The organism is Salinicola avicenniae (assembly GCF_023736115.1).
In the GTDB taxonomy this organism is placed as follows: domain Bacteria; phylum Pseudomonadota; class Gammaproteobacteria; order Pseudomonadales; family Halomonadaceae; genus Salinicola; species Salinicola avicenniae.
The window spans coordinates 418,450-433,214 of record NZ_JAKQZC010000004.1 but is presented as its reverse complement, the minus strand read 5'-3'; the positions used below and the strand labels follow the sequence as shown (position 1 = coordinate 433,214).

General features: G+C 64.0%; 15 protein-coding genes. 8 read left to right on the top strand and 7 right to left on the bottom strand.

All coding sequences use genetic code 11. The features are described 5' to 3' along the window. Positions 1 to 16 precede the first annotated feature (16 nt). Positions 17 to 1,048, bottom strand: a complete 1,032-nt coding sequence (locus MC381_RS11355) for a deoxyribodipyrimidine photo-lyase (RefSeq protein ID WP_251977859.1) — start codon at positions 1,046 to 1,048, stop codon at positions 17 to 19. Positions 1,049 to 1,350: 302 nt separating this feature from the next. On the opposite strand from MC381_RS11355, the gene MC381_RS11350 reads away from it, so the two are divergent. The 7 genes from MC381_RS11350 to MC381_RS11320 all read left to right on the top strand — a co-directional run bounded on the left by MC381_RS11350 (position 1,351) and on the right by MC381_RS11320 (position 7,761). Further along, positions 1,351 to 1,527, top strand: a complete 177-nt coding sequence (locus tag MC381_RS11350) for a hypothetical protein (RefSeq protein WP_251977858.1) — start codon at positions 1,351 to 1,353, stop codon at positions 1,525 to 1,527. A 306-nt stretch (positions 1,528 to 1,833) separates the two neighbouring features. Then, on the top strand, positions 1,834 to 4,638 hold the full coding sequence (locus MC381_RS11345; RefSeq protein ID WP_251977857.1) for a monovalent cation/H+ antiporter subunit A: 2,805 nt from the start codon (positions 1,834 to 1,836) through the stop codon (positions 4,636 to 4,638). Continuing rightward, positions 4,638 to 4,988, top strand: a complete 351-nt coding sequence (locus MC381_RS11340) for a Na+/H+ antiporter subunit C (RefSeq protein ID WP_251977856.1) — start codon at positions 4,638 to 4,640, stop codon at positions 4,986 to 4,988. Before MC381_RS11345 ends, MC381_RS11340 begins: the two co-directional genes overlap by 1 nt. Continuing rightward, positions 4,988 to 6,502: a monovalent cation/H+ antiporter subunit D gene (locus MC381_RS11335; protein WP_251977855.1), complete on the top strand. Its 1,515-nt coding sequence runs from the start codon at positions 4,988 to 4,990 to the stop codon at positions 6,500 to 6,502. The genes MC381_RS11340 and MC381_RS11335 overlap by 1 nt, the downstream gene beginning before the upstream one ends. Further along, positions 6,499 to 6,996: a Na+/H+ antiporter subunit E gene (locus tag MC381_RS11330; RefSeq protein ID WP_251977854.1), complete on the top strand. Its 498-nt coding sequence runs from the start codon at positions 6,499 to 6,501 to the stop codon at positions 6,994 to 6,996. The genes MC381_RS11335 and MC381_RS11330 overlap by 4 nt, the downstream gene beginning before the upstream one ends. Further along, the gene (locus MC381_RS11325; protein WP_251977853.1) at positions 6,993 to 7,262 is read left to right on the top strand and encodes a K+/H+ antiporter subunit F; all 270 of its coding nucleotides are present in this window, start codon (positions 6,993 to 6,995) and stop codon (positions 7,260 to 7,262) included. Before MC381_RS11330 ends, MC381_RS11325 begins: the two co-directional genes overlap by 4 nt. A gap of 106 nt (positions 7,263 to 7,368) precedes the next feature. Continuing rightward, entirely contained in the window at positions 7,369 to 7,761 is a 393-nt protein-coding gene (locus MC381_RS11320) for a Na+/H+ antiporter subunit G (protein ID WP_251977852.1), read from the top strand. A gap of 85 nt (positions 7,762 to 7,846) precedes the next feature. On the opposite strand, the gene hemH is transcribed toward MC381_RS11320, so the two are convergent. Next, positions 7,847 to 8,830 (bottom strand): ferrochelatase, encoded by a 984-nt coding sequence (hemH, locus tag MC381_RS11315; protein WP_286009718.1) that lies wholly within the window; start codon positions 8,828 to 8,830, stop codon positions 7,847 to 7,849. A gap of 112 nt (positions 8,831 to 8,942) precedes the next feature. Here hemH and MC381_RS11310 point away from each other — a divergent pair, with 112 nt between their 5' ends. Continuing rightward, a complete protein-coding gene (locus MC381_RS11310) occupies positions 8,943 to 10,505 on the top strand; it encodes a cryptochrome/photolyase family protein (protein WP_251977850.1) in 1,563 nt (520 codons plus the stop codon). 134 nt (positions 10,506 to 10,639) lie between these two features. On the opposite strand, the gene MC381_RS11305 is transcribed toward MC381_RS11310, so the two are convergent. From MC381_RS11305 to MC381_RS11285, 5 genes are all read right to left on the bottom strand, one after another. Continuing rightward, positions 10,640 to 10,942: a DUF6482 family protein gene (locus MC381_RS11305; RefSeq protein ID WP_251977849.1), complete on the bottom strand. Its 303-nt coding sequence runs from the start codon at positions 10,940 to 10,942 to the stop codon at positions 10,640 to 10,642. A 577-nt stretch (positions 10,943 to 11,519) separates the two neighbouring features. Continuing rightward, positions 11,520 to 11,813, bottom strand: a complete 294-nt coding sequence (locus MC381_RS11300) for a hypothetical protein (protein WP_251977848.1) — start codon at positions 11,811 to 11,813, stop codon at positions 11,520 to 11,522. Positions 11,814 to 11,853: 40 nt separating this feature from the next. Then, on the bottom strand, positions 11,854 to 13,239 hold the full coding sequence (dnaB, locus tag MC381_RS11295; protein ID WP_251977847.1) for a replicative DNA helicase: 1,386 nt from the start codon (positions 13,237 to 13,239) through the stop codon (positions 11,854 to 11,856). Between the two features lie 201 nt (positions 13,240 to 13,440). Continuing rightward, positions 13,441 to 13,887, bottom strand: a complete 447-nt coding sequence (gene rplI / locus MC381_RS11290) for a 50S ribosomal protein L9 (RefSeq protein WP_251977846.1) — start codon at positions 13,885 to 13,887, stop codon at positions 13,441 to 13,443. A gap of 16 nt (positions 13,888 to 13,903) precedes the next feature. After that, on the bottom strand, positions 13,904 to 14,755 hold the full coding sequence (locus tag MC381_RS11285; RefSeq protein WP_251977845.1) for a hypothetical protein: 852 nt from the start codon (positions 14,753 to 14,755) through the stop codon (positions 13,904 to 13,906). Between the last annotated feature and the right edge of the window lie 10 nt (positions 14,756 to 14,765).

Below are 14,765 nucleotides of genomic sequence, written 5' to 3'. Positions count from 1 at the left end.
GATCGGAAAAGCCGCCTCAGTAGCGATCGTACCAGGAGCCGCGGGCGGCCGCGTCGGCGCCCTTCTCGGCGGCTTCGGCCGGTGCCTCTGTCGGCCTGGCCGGATAGCGTGCCACCAGACGACGCTCGAGCGCGCCGCCTGCAGGCGCCAGACCGCCCCCGAGCGGATCGACAACGGGGCGCGTGACACCGTGGCGTATCGATCCGGCGCCATGCACCCCTTGCAGATACTCCTGCCACAGCAGCGACTGCCGCAACCACTGTCGCGCCGCGTCGGACTCGCCGCCATCCGGCGAGACCTCCTGAAGGCTCGCCATGAGCTGTCTCGCCGAGAGGCATCCCAGCCCCTGCCAGCGCAGCAAGGCGCCTGCGGTGTCGACGCTCCAGCACCGCTCCCCCGTCTGCAACTGGCGTAGACACGCCCAAGCGGCATCCTCGCCGCCACGCGGCCCATTGACATCGCGATCCGGCCGGCGCGGCAGGGACAGCGTCTCCAGCGATGGCAAGCCTCTCGGTGCATCCTCGGGCCAGGGAGGCAAGGTAACCGGCAGGGTGTCGGAGACCGGCCGGCTCGCTGTCAGCTGCGAGGCACACGCGCTGAAGACTTCGAAATTCTCGGCATCGCCGATGCGGCGAGGCGCGTCATCGTGCACCCGGTAGAGCGACGAGCCGGCCAGCAAGCAGAGCTGGGACGCCGGCACGACCTGGCGAACACGCTGCGTGATCCGGCGTTCGTTGTGACCAAGCATCTCGTGGGCGATCAAACGCGTCGCCCCCATGCGCTGCATGAGATGGGGCAGGAGCTCGTCAGATTCACCGACACACACCAGCAGATCGCTCCCCCGTGTCAGCAGGTTGCCACGCAGATCGATCAGACTCTCCCAGAGGAAGCGCCAATGATCGGCATCCAGCGCGTCGTTCTGTAGCCAGTCGGGCGTCAGCACATAGACACAGGCCGCCGCCTGCGCTCGCGGTTGACACGCGAACAGGTCGTTATCAATCAGCCTGAGATCCCGGCGCAGCCAGATCAGATCACAGTTTTCGTCCATGCGCCTCCCGAAGCGGTCCGGGCAGTGGTATCGCTGCCAACAGTGAAAGAGGATTCCAGTGTAAGCCGGTCACGTTATTTGTACAAAACCTCGACTTACGACAACTCAATGTACAATCAGCGAGTCATTCCCCCCGGTGCACCATTGGGCACGGCCCCGTGAGCGACCCTATGGCTAGGCGCATACCGGCGTGATACAGTCGGTTCATCGCTATCGCTCGGGCCGTCAAAATAGCTAGTCTTTTCAACGGCTTTAGCTTCATCCAACAATGACCGAGCGTGTTTGAAAGGAGGAGAGACACCATGCCGGGCCACATGCCTAGCCAGTTGGCGCTGACATGCGCGACCTGTCGTATCGGTGCCCAGACTCTGCCGTTCGTTGCCGGCACGATTGCCGTTCAGGACAGTACCCCTGCCTGGATGCTGGCACCTCGCGGTACCCGCCGTCCCTATCTGACCGATCCGCCCCGGCACGCCTGAACGCGTAGCGGAAGCCTGCCGACACCTTGAAATGATGGCCGGACGCTCGCCGCTCGCTACCGACATTCGTTGACCGACGAATGCCCGTACCGCCTTGCGCGGATAAGATCACCAGGCCCATGCATCGGCCCGACAGCCGTTTTCGCGACTCCGTGCGCTGCCCAGTACATCGCATACACTGAGTCGGGCAGCGGCGACCCTCAGGCCGGTTGCATGCAAGAAACCGATACGCCCGAGCGAGACGGCACGCCGTGTGCCGTTTCCCCCGTGCGCGACCTCTGGCCCAAGCTATAGAGCGACAATTTCATGTCACTGCCGCTGATCGTGCTGCTGCCGCTACTGGGTAGCCTGATACCGCTGCTAAGCGACAATCGCCATCGCACCCTCAATGCCTGGAGCACGGCGTTGCTGCCGGCGATCGCGCTGGGCATCGTGCTCTATCACGCCCCAGGGGTGATCGATGGGCAGGTGGATCGCTTTAGCATGAGCTGGATTCCGCAGCTGGGGCTCGACCTCGCCTTTCGCCTCGACGGACTGTCGCTGCTCTTTCTGCTGCTGATTCTGGGCATCGGGCTGCTGATCATCCTGTATGCCCGCTACTACCTGTCACCGAACGACAGCATGCCGCGCTTCTACGCCTACATGATGCTGTTCATGACGTCGATGATCGGCATCGTCATGGCCGACAATCTGCTGTTGCTGTGGATCTTCTGGGAGATGACCAGCCTGTCGTCGTTCCTGCTGATCGGCTACTGGTATCAGCAGAGCGAGGCGAGGCGTGGCGCCCGCATGGCGCTGGCGGTTACCGGCATGGGTGGCCTGGCGATGCTGGCCGGCTTCCTGCTGATCGGGCATATCGTTGGCACGTTCGACATGCAGACCGTGCTGGATAGCCGCGAGGCGATTCAGGCCGACCCGCGCTATCTGCCCGCCCTGCTGCTGATACTGCTCGGCGCTTTCACCAAGTCGGCGCAGTTCCCGTTCCATTTCTGGCTGCCGCATGCCATGGCCGCCCCGACGCCGGTTTCGGCCTTCCTGCACTCGGCGACCATGGTCAAGGCCGGCGTCTTCCTGCTGGCACGCCTGCATCCCGCGCTGGCCGGCTCGCAGCTGTGGCTCTACATCGTGACGCTCACCGGCCTGGTGACGATGATCTACGCCGCCTACTTCGCCCTGCTCAAGTACGACCTCAAAGGGGTCCTGGCTTTCTCGACCGTCAGCCACCTCGGCCTGATCACCATGCTGTTCGGGCTCGACAGCCAGATGGCGGTGGTCGCCGGCCTGTTCCATATCATCAACCACGCGACCTTCAAGGCAGCGCTGTTCATGTCGGCGGGGATCGTCGACCACGAAACCGGCACCCGCGACATCCGCAAGTTGAGCGGGCTGCGTCGACAACTGCCGATGACCGCGACGCTGGCGGCACTGGCCGCAGCCTCCATGGCCGGCGTACCGCTGCTCAACGGCTTCCTGTCGAAGGAGATGATGCTGACGGAGACGCTGGACAGCAGCATCCTCGGCGGCCTGGCATGGCTGATTCCGGTCCTCGCGACCGTAGGCAGCCTGCTGTCGGTCGCCTATTCACTGCGCTACGTACGCAACGTCTTCTTCGGTCCCAAAGCGGAAGAGCTACCCAAATCGCCGCACGAACCGCCCTTCTTCATGCGCTTCCCGATGCTCGTGCTGGTGGCGCTCTGTGTGATCATCGGGCTGCTGCCGGCGTTGACCGTGACCGGCATTCTCGAGGCCGCAGCCAGGGCCACGATCCTGCCGCCGCGTCCGGAACTGCACCTGGCGATCTGGCACGGCTTCAACCTGCCTTTGCTGATGAGCGTGATCGCACTGGCCGGCGGGATCGCCCTGTACGCGGTCCGACGCAACCTGTTCGCCTTCCAGCGACAGTTCCCGCAGCGCGACGCCCTGATGACCTTCGAGTACAACGTGCGCCGGCTGTTCGCCTGGACCCAGCTGACGATCGACCGGTTCGAGAACGGTTCGCTGCAACGCTACATGCTGTGGTTGATCATCGCCGTGCTCTTCCTGACCGGTAGCGGTCTGCTCGATATCGACCAGCTCAAGGGGTCGCGTGAACTGCAATCGCTGGACGGCCTGCTGATGATCGGCGCCGCGATCACCATTCTCGCGGGTCTGGGCACGGCGGTTCTGCATCGCCGACGACTGGTGTCGCTGATGATGCTGTCGGTCGTCGGACTCATGGTCTCGCTCGCCTTCGCGCGCTTCTCCGCACCCGATCTGGCCCTGACCCAGCTGGCGGTGGAAGTCGTCACGGTCATTCTGCTGATGTTGGCGCTGTTCTTCCTGCCGCAGCGCACGCCAAAGGAGTCGAGCGGCGCGCGTATCGTACGCGACATGCTGCTCGCGGCCGGCTTCGGCGGTGTCGTGGCAAGCCTCAACTACGCACTCCTGACCCGCCCGTTGTCGAGCATCTCCGGCTTTTTCCTCGATAACAGCGTCAGCGGCGGCGGCGGCCATAACGTGGTCAACGTCATCCTGGTCGACTTCCGCGGTTTCGATACGCTGGGCGAGATTACCGTGCTGTGTATCGCCGCCATCGGCATCTACAAGCTGCTCAATCGCCTGCGTCTGTTCATGCCGTCGAGCGACAGCGAGGGCCGCCCGTGGTCGAACGACCTCCACCCCATGCTGCTGGCGACTGTCTCGCAGAGTGTGCTGCCGCTCGCATTGCTGGTGTCGGTGTTCATCTTCCTGCGCGGCCACAACGAACCCGGCGGAGGCTTCATCGCCGGTCTGGTCACGGCAGTCGCACTGATCCTGCTTTATATTGCCCGTGGCGTCGAATGGGCACAGCAGCGACTGTCGTTCCAGTACCAGCCGATCGCGGTGACCGGCGTGGTGATCGCCGCCCTGACCGGACTCGGTAGCTGGGCCTTCGGCCACAACTTCCTGACGTCGGCCTTCGGCCACTTCCATATCCCCTACATCGGCGATATCGAGCTGGCCACGGCCATGCTGTTCGACCTCGGCGTCTACCTGACGGTCGTCGGCGCCACGCTGATGATCCTGGCCAACCTGGGCAAGCTGACCACGCCGCACCGCCCCAGCAAAGAGAACGACAAGGAGACCGTCTGATGGAAGCGCTCTTCGCCACCGTGACCGGCTTTCTCGCCGCCAGCGGGCTCTATCTCGCGCTGCGCGGCCGCACCTTTCCCGTGGTGGTCGGGCTGACGCTGCTCTCCTACGCGGTCAACCTGTTCCTGTTCTCGACCGGTGGGCTGACCACCAACGGCGCAGCGGTGATCGAAGATGGCGTCGACTACTACGCCGACCCGCTGCCGCAGGCGCTGGTGCTGACCGCCATCGTCATCGGATTCGCCATGACTGCCTTCTCGGTGATCCTGGCCATGCGCGTGCGCGGCGATCAGGGCAGCGATCAGGTCAACGACCAGCGCGCGGAAGAGCCGAAGGAGGAGCGGTCGTAATGCAGCATCTGATTATCCTGCCGATCCTCCTGCCGCTGCTCAGTGGCCTGTTGATGCTGGTGCGACGCGATTCCGTCGTGCTGCCGCGACGTGCCATTGCCCTGGCCTCGACGCTGCTGCTCTTCATCGTCAGCGCCCTGCTGGTGCATCAAAGCGCCAGCGGCCAGATCACCTACTACGCCCTGGGTGACTGGCAGCCGCCGTTCGGTATCATTCTGGTGCTGGATCGACTCTCGGCGCTCATGGTCTGCCTGACCAGCTTCCTGGCGCTGGGCAGCGTGGCCTATGCCTGCGCCGGTGACGACCGCAAGGGCAGCAACTTCCACGGCCTGTTCCAGCTGCAGTTGATGGGCATCAACGGTGCCTTTCTGACCGGTGATATCTTCAACCTGTTCGTCTTCTTCGAGGTGCTGCTGATCGCCTCCTACTCGCTGCTGATGCACGGTGGTGGCAAGGATCGAACCCAGGCCGGCTTTCATTACGTGGCCCTCAACCTGGCCGGCTCGTCGATGTTCCTGATCGCACTGGGTGTGCTCTATGGCACCACCGGCACGCTCAACATGGCCGACATGGCTCAGAAGGTCGCCGCGCTCGATCCGGAACGCCTCGGCCTGCTCAAGGCCGGCGCCTTCCTGCTACTGGTGGTCTTCGGGCTCAAGGCCGCGATTCTGCCGCTCTACTTCTGGCTGCCGCGTGCCTATGCCAGCGCACCTGCACCGGTGGCGGCCCTGTTCGCGATCATGACCAAGGTCGGCGTCTACGCCATCCTGCGAGTCTATACCCTGATCTTCGGCGGCAGCGCCGGCGAGTTGGCAAACTTCGTGCAGCCGTGGCTATGGTGGTTCGCCCTGGCAACACTGGCCCTCGGCGGAGTCGGCGTACTCTCGGCACGCGATCTACGCGGCCAGGTCGCCTACCTGATCCTGATCTCGGTCGGCACGCTGCTGGTTGGCGTCAGCATGAACCGGGAGGCGCCGATCGGTGCCCTGCTCTACTACATGATTCACACCACGCTGGTCAGCGGCGGCCTGTTCCTGCTCGCCGATGCGATCGGCGAGCAGCGCGGCAAGGCTGGCGCGCGCATCGTACCCGGACGCGGCGTGACCCAGCCGGCGCTGCTGGGGCTGCTCTACTTCCTCGGCGCGGTCACGGTGATCGGCCTGCCGCCGCTCTCCGGGGCGATCGGCAAGGCGCTGCTGCTCGACGCGGCGCTACCGAGCGAACAGCCATGGCTGTGGTCGCTGCTGCTGCTATCGAGCCTGGCCGGGCTGATCGCGATGTCGCGCAGCGGCTCGACGGTCTTCTGGAAGGCAGGCAAGCGTGACAGCGACGGACCGCGCCTCAAGACCACCATGCTGATCGGACTGATCCTGCTGCTGGGCGCGTCGCCGCTGCTGTCGATTCTGGCCGGGCCGATCACTGCCTTCACCGATGCCAGCGCCGCGCAGCTGCTGAACCACGACGCCTACCTCGAGGCGATCCTGCCACCACCCGTCGACGGAGGTGAATCATGATTCCTCCCACTCGCTGGCTGCCGATGCCGGTGCTTTCGCTGCTGCTGCTGCTGGTCTGGCTCCTGCTGCAGCACAGCATCTCGCCGGGGCAGTGGATTCTCGGCGGCGTCTTAGCCATTGTCATTCCCCTGGTCGCGCGGCCGTTCTGGGAGCGCCAGCCGACAATCAAGCGCCCCTTGAAGCTGATTCACTACGTACTGCGCGTGCTCAAGGACATCGTGGTCGCCAACCTGCAGGTATCACGCCTGATCCTCGACCCGCGCGGCCGCATGCGCCCGGCCTTCGTCGAGTATCCGTTGACTCTCAAGGAAAACTTCTCGATCACCGTGCTCGCCAGCACCATCACCATGACTCCGGGAACGGTGTCGGCGCATCTGCGGCTGGATGGCAAGACGCTACTGATACACGCGCTGGATGTCGGCGATATCCAGGCGCTGATCGACGAGATTCACGAGCGCTACGAGCGCCCTCTGATGGAGATCTTCGAGTCATGATCGATACCGCCTTGTGGATCGCCCTCGCCCTCTTCTCGGCGGCGGTGGCGCTCAACTTCTATCGCGCCGTGATCGGGCCCAGCCTGCCGGATCGCATCCTGGCGGTAGACACCATGTACATGAACTCGATCGCGTTGATCGTGCTGTTCGGCATCTGGCTCGGCAGCAAGGACTACTTCGAGGCGGCACTGCTGATCGCCATGCTCGGCTTTGTCAGCACCATTGCGGTGTGCAAGTACCTGCTGCGCGGCGACATCATTGAATAGCGCCGACGGTCGCATCACCGCAACGGTCGAATCGCACTGACGATCGAATCGCACCGACAATCGAACCGCCGAGGCAACCGCACTGCCTTGGCAATCGGAGGGAACGATGCTGGACAGCATCCTCGAGGGCGTGATCGCCCTCACGCTCATCGCCGGTGGCGCCTTCGCCTTTATCGGCTCACTCGGCCTGACCCACCTGAAGGACTTCTACATGCGCCTGCACGGGCCATCGAAGACCACCACGCTGGGCGTCGGCTGCACGCTGATCGGGTCGCTGATCTATTTCAGCCTGCGCGAGGGGCCGGTCATCCAGGAGCTGCTGATCACCGTCTTCGCCTTCATCACGGCGCCGGTGTCGTCGCACATGCTGGCCAAGAGCGCGCTGCATCACAAGCTGAAGCCGGACCCGCGCACCCGCGGCAATCCGATCGAACTGCAAAGCGAGCGCCCCAAGCACACCTTGGAAGAGGAACCGCAAGGCGATTCGCCGCTTCCGTAAACGGCGAATCTGACAGGGCTGCTTTGGCAGGGCCGAGAAAGGGATGGCGGCCTGGCATCACAGCGGGCAGGCCGCCGCTCGTCGCCTACCAGCCGTCGGTATGCTGGCGGACCAGATTGGCCAGCAGCGTGATGTGCTCGGCCCGGTCGTTGAGCGCGGGAATATAGCGATAGCGGCCGCCGCCGGCCTCCTGAAAATAGTGCCGGTTCTCGGCATCGATCTCCTCGAGCGTCTCCAGACAATCGGCCGCAAAGGCCGGGCTGATGACGTCGACACACTCGGTCTTGTCGGCTCCCCACTGCTTGAGCGTCTCGTCGGTGTAGGGCTTGAGCCACTCCTCGCGCCCGAAGCGAGACTGATAGCTCTGGAACCACTCATCGTCGTTGAGCGACAGCGCCTCGGCCAATAGCCGACTGGTGGTCTCGCAGTGACGCGAATAGGGATCGCCGTTGTCGACGTAGCGCTTGGGGATGCCGTGATAGGACATCAGCAGACGGCCGCGATCCCCGTGCTGGGCCCAGTGGTCGCGCACGCTCGCCGCCAGCGCATCGATATAGTCCGGGTGATCGTGATAGTCACGCACGAAGCGCAACTCCGGCAGGTGCGGACACGGCGCCAGTGCCTTGGCCAGACGCTGGAACACGGCCCCGGTAGTGGTGCGCGAAAACTGCGGATAGAGGGGCAGTACCAGGATGCGTTCGACGCCGGCCTCGCGCAGCTTGAGCCCAGCCTCCTCCATGCTCGGCTTGCCGTAGGTCATCGCCAGCTCGACCGGAATCGCGTCTCCCGTCTCCTCGGCGAGGCGCGCCGTCAGTGCGCGCTGCTGTCGCCGGCCGATGGCGAGCAGCGGCGATCCCTCCTCCTGCCACACCGAGGCATAGGCCTTGGCCACCTTGGGCGGACGAATGCGCAGAATCACGCCGTGCAGAATCGGCCACCAGAGCCAGCGCGGCGCGTCGATGACCCGAGGGTCACCCAGAAACTCGGCCAGGTACTGCCTGACCGCCTTTGGCGTCGGCGCCTCGGGCGTACCCAGATTCGCCAGCAGGACTCCATAACGGGCTGCCATCACCACCACTCCTTATCCCTGCGTCTAAGGCCGGCATTCTACCACCGGCGACTTGCACTGGCCCGATAACCTTATACGATGATTTCTATATGTATAATTTATGGATAACTTCATGTCCCGACCGTTGATCCTGATACTGGGCGACCAGCTGACCGAATCGCTCGAGGTGATCGCCCAGGCGCCCGAGGATGCGGTGATCGCGCTATGCGAGGTCCAGCAGGAGGGCGAGTACGTACCCCACCATCCCCAGAAGATCCTGCTGATATTGTCGGCCATGCGTCACTTCGCCGATAGCCTGCGCGACAAAGGGTATCAGGTTCACTACAGCGGTCTCGAAGACGACGACAACCTGCAGGCCCTGATCCCCGAAGCCGAACGTCTCGCCGAACTGTACGGCTGCGACGAGATCCGCGTGACGCATCCCGGCGAGTGGCGTCTGCTCGCACAGATCCAGGCGCGCGGCACGCGCTGGCGCCTTCACGAGGACAATCGCTTCTACTGCTCTCTCGAGGAGTTCGACACCTGGCTCGAGGGACGTCGCCGCTTTCGCATGGAGGACTTCTATCGCGGCATGCGCAAGCGCACCGGCCTACTGATGGAGAACGGCGAACCCGTCGGCGGCCAATGGAACTTCGATCACGATAACCGCCAGCCCCTCAAAGACGATCTCGCCCCGCCGGCGGCGCCGAGACACCGCATGGATGAGACCACGCAGGCCACCAAGACCGTGGTCGAGACGCACTTCGACACGCACTTCGGCACTCTGGATGGCTTCAACTGGGCCGTCACGCGACGACAGGCGCTAAGCGACCTGCGCCATTTCATCGACCACGCCCTGGCGAACTTCGGCACCTACCAGGACGCGATCAGCGACAACGAGCCGCTGCTCTTCCATTCACGCCTCTCCGCCTCGCTGAATATCGGCCTGCTGCTGCCGCAGGAAGTGTGCGATGCCGCCATCGAGGCGTGGCGCAGCGGCAAGGCACCGATCAACGCGGTCGAAGGTTTCGTCCGTCAGATTCTCGGCTGGCGCGAATACGTGCGTGGCATCTACTGGCAGCGCATGCCCGGCTACAAGCAGGAGAATCGTCTGAACGCGCGCCGCGGCCTGCCGGACTTCTACTGGAGCGGGAAGACCGAGATGCGCTGTCTTCGCCGCGCGCTGGAAATGACCCGCGACAACGCCTATGCGCATCATATTCAGCGGCTGATGGTCACCGGCAACTTCGCGCTGCTCTGCGGGGTCTCGCCGGCGGCGCTTTGCGACTGGTATCTCGCAGTCTACGCCGACGCCTTCGAGTGGGTGGAGCTGCCCAATACGCTGGGGATGACACTCTATGCCGACGGCGGCTATCTAGGCTCCAAGCCCTATTGCGCCTCCGGCAAGTACATCGACCGGATGTCGGATCACTGCCGCCAGTGTCGCTACGACGTCAAGCAGGTGACCGGCGAGCACGCCTGCCCTTTCAATAGCCTCTACTGGCACTTTCTGGAAAAGCATCGGGATCGACTCAGGGACAATCAGCGCATGAAGCTGATCTACGGCAGCTGGGACAAGATGCACGACGATAAGCGTCAGGCCATCCTCGATCAGGCGGAACAGTTCCTGCGCAGCCTGAAGTTCGAAGCCCCCTACGGACAGGGCGCGCACGCTCAGGGCTACCAACGAGCGTGAAACGATCGCGATATCGGCACCGACAAGCGAGGAAAGATAGAGGGAGGATATTTCCCTCCACGGTAGGCAAGTGACTGCTCGACTTGCCGGAGGGAAAACCGCGCGTGGGCGAGCGGCGTCGGCCGGGGTTCGACCTAGAAGACCAGCGGCATCCGCGAGCGCAGCGGATCGTGATAGTGCGGCTCGTGGCCGACGATCTCGTCGTTGGCGACCTGCTGCACGAGATAGGCACGGTGAATACCGGCCCGCCGCAATTCCGCATAGACATCGTCCAGGGCGCGGAACAGCATCGGCTTGTCACGCTGGGTCAGCAGATGGGTCTTGCCCTCGGCCGACTCCAGCATCACCTGATAGTAACGGCTGCCGGCATGCGCGATCACGCGTATCTCGAAGCTGTCGTGGTGTCGGGCGTACTGTTTGAGTTCCTTGATTTCCATGGTTCCCTCCGATTGATGAACTGAGTGTAGACGGCGCTGCCCTCCTGCGCTGGGCGCTCGGCACTCCCTGCCGGACCGCCATCGATGCTCACCGGTCAGCACACGTCGTCACACGAACCGGCGATTCGGCCCATTGAGCCGCACAATTATTAAGATTATGTTTCAGTCCGCGTGTTCCGCGCCGAATCGGCCTCACCGACGGCTCGCAGGCTAGCCACGGCGCGACCATTGACGGCACGTGGCTACCGACTTGAAGCAACGCCGAAGAGTCCCGACGCATCGCTGAAGGGAGTGAGTTGAAGGACGTGAAGTGATCTCGGTCGAGATAGCTGGCAACGGCGCGCGGCATCTGGCGCGGACCGCACTCCAGCGTGTCACGTATCGGCCGATTGCCCGGCAACTGGGACAACGGGTTGGCCTCGCGCGACCTGAGACATCGTCGGGGGATGGACGATGGGAAAGGCTCGAGACCAGCGGGAAAGCGCGTCATAGGCCGACTCCCGCCCGCTGGCAGCCATCGATTAACAGTGCATGCCGATGAGACCCGCCCCGCGAGGCGCTCGTCAGCCCGGCAGGCTCACTGAAACTCGGAGGGATCGATCGCCTTGCCCAGGGAGTTGCGATCGATCCACTTGCCGGCCTTGGTCTCCTTGCAGCGGAAGACCACTCGGTCGCCGACGACGACCGGAAGTTCGGTGTCCTCGGTCTGATAGCTGTAGAGTTCACCATCGACCGTCAACCAGTGACGATACAGATCCGGCATGCCGAGCCACTCCTTGAACGGGCCCTCACGCTCCACTTTCTCCAGATGACCGCGAATCTCGATCTTGGGCGTGCGCTGTCGACGACCACGCTGAAAACCGCCTGCCATAACTCAACTCCTTGGGATTACGTGCCCGCCGCAGCGAACGTCATTCGTAGTGCTGGCCGTAGCTGTCCGGCGCCAGATCCTCGAAGCGGGTGTACTTGCCGATGAAGGCCATGTGCACCGTGCCGATCGGGCCGTTACGCTGCTTGCCGATGATCAGTTCGGCCAGCCCCTTGTTGTCGGGGTTGTCCGTATTGTAGACCTCGTCACGATAGACGAAGGCGATAACGTCGGCATCCTGCTCGATGGCCCCCGATTCACGCAGGTCCGACATCACCGGGCGCTTGTTCGGGCGTTGCTCCAACGAGCGGTTGAGCTGCGACAGCGACACCACCGGGCAGCCGAACTCCTTGGCCACCCCCTTGAGCGAACGGGAGATCTCCGAGATCTCGGCAGTTCGGTTTTCGGACAGCCCCGGCACCTGCATCAGCTGTAGATAGTCGATCATCACCAGGCCGATATTGCCGTGCTCACGGGCGATACGCCGCACACGCGAACGCAGCTCGTTGGGCGACAGGGCGGGCGTGTCGTCGATGAACAGCTGGCGGTCCTTGAGCAGATTGACCGCCGACGTCAGCCGTGGCCAATCCTCGTCCTCCAGCTGGCCGGTTCGCACCCGCGTCTGGTCGATGCGCCCCAGCGAGGAGAGCATACGCAGCATCAGCGACTCCGCCGGCATCTCCATCGAGAAGACAATGACCGGCTTGTCGTTGGAGACCACCGCGTGCTCCACCAGGTTCATGGCGAAGGTGGTCTTACCCATCGAGGGACGACCCGCGATGATCACCAGATCCGAGGGCTGCAGGCCGGACGTCATCTCGTCGAGATCACGAAAGCCGGTGGAGATACCGGTCATCTCGCCCTTCATGTTGAAGAGCTCGTCGATGCGATCGACCGCCTTGGTCAGCAGCTGGCTCATCCCCTGGGGACCGCCGAACTTGGGCCGCGACTCGCTGATCTGGAACACCAGCCGCTCGGCCTCGTTGACCAGTTCGTCGGAGGGGCGCCCTTCCGGCGAATAGGCGCTGTCGGCGATCTGCCGCGACGCTTGGATCAGCTTGCGCAGGGTCGCTCGCTCGCGGACGATATCGGCGTAGGCGCGGATATTGCTCGCCGACGGCGTGTTACGCGCCAGTTCGGCGAGATAGGCCAGCCCACCGACGCTCTCCAGCTGGTCGCGGCGCTCCAGCGCCTCCGACAGCGTGACCACGTCGAGCGGATGCGCCGCCTCGGCCAGTTCCGCCATCGCATTGAAGGCGAGCCGGTGCTCGTGACGATAGAAGTCATCCGCTACCAGCCGTTCGGAAACGGTATCCCAGCTGGAGTTGTCGAGCATCAGCCCGCCCAGCACCGACTGCTCCGCTTCCAGCGAGTGCGGCGGCAGCTTGAGCTGGGCGGTTTCCTGATCGTTATCGACGCGTTCGTTCATACCTGACGTTACCCTTCGCTGGCGCTTCGGTGCGCCGCTTCTCGGCGCTTATTCTACGCAGTCAGACACGAGACTGACCACGCCGAACCCGTCGCCAGACGCCAGCGACACGGGCTCAACGAAACGGCGGTCATGAAAAAGGCACGCAGGGCGTAAACCCTGCGTGCCTTGCACTCGGCGTTGCCGCGTGTCTTGTCGCGATTACTCGGCGACGACCACAACGCGCACGCTGGCTTCGACTTCGGCGTGCAGCTGCAGCGCGATGTCGTACTCGCCAGTCTGGCGAATCGGGCCTTCCGGCATGCGAACTTCGCTCTTGGCGACGTCGATGCCGGCCTGCGCCATGGCTTCCGCCAGATCGCGCGGACCAATGGAGCCGAACAGCTTGCCTTCGTCGCCGGACTTGGCGACCAGCGACAGCTCGATCTCGGCCAGCTGCGCAGCACGCGCTTCGGCTTGCGCCTTGCGGTCGGCAGCCTGTGCTTCGAGTTCGGCGCGCTGTGCTTCGAACGCTTCGACGTTTTCCTTGGACGCCGGCACGGCCAGGCCGTAAGGCATCAGATAGTTGCGACCGTAACCGGGCTTGACGGTGACCTTGTCACCCAGACCGCCCAGCTTGCCGATCTTATCGAGCAGAATGACTTCCATTCTCGTGAACCTCTCGTCAATCACTGCGTGTCAGGCGAGCGCGGAAATCCGCGAAGGTATCCACCAGCGCCAACAGCAGTACAATCAAAATCGTGGGCCAGGTCGTCAGCAGCAGTGCATAGAAACCGACCAACCAGAACCCGCTCATACCCTTCAAGCCGATAAACCCGTGAACCAGTGCCACGCCGGCGATCAGCAGCGGCACCCAGGCCAGCAACCCGGCAGCGGGAACGGCAAACACCATGCCCAGTGCCGTCACCCCGACCAGCAGCAGCAACTGCTTGCGGGAGAGCTTCAGCGCGTAAAACTCGTCGCGGAAGCCGCCGGGATTGTAGAGACCGGCCTGCCAGCTGCGCGCCAGCGCGAGACAGGCGATACCCGCCAGCAGCACGATCAACCCGGTCACGCCACCGATCACCAATGTCGCCATCAGCTCGGTGTCGATCCCCTGGGCAGCCAGCTGATCCAGCATGCTGGCGACCTCGCCGGAACTGCTACGCAGCTCGGCCAGCAGCGGCGCGGCACCGCCGGGCGGCACGAAGACCCCCAGCTGGACCAGCACCATGCAGGCCACGCTGCCGACGATCAGGGCTTCCGGCCAACGCATGCGCGCGCGCAACACCGTGGCCATCAGCGTCACCAGCAGGATGCTTGCCAGCGGTACCGCATCGCCCTGCATCCACCACCAGCCGGCAGGCAGCGCGGCGGCGAGCAGTACCGGCGTCGCCGTGGTCAGACCGCGACGCAGCGTGACCAGGCCGGCCACGGCCGCGCTGAACCAGAACAGCCAGGGCACCAGCGCTGTCAGTGCGGCCGCCGCTACCGCCTGGGGCGTTCCGCGCATGATCCAACGTGCCAGTGCCAGCATGACGCCTCGC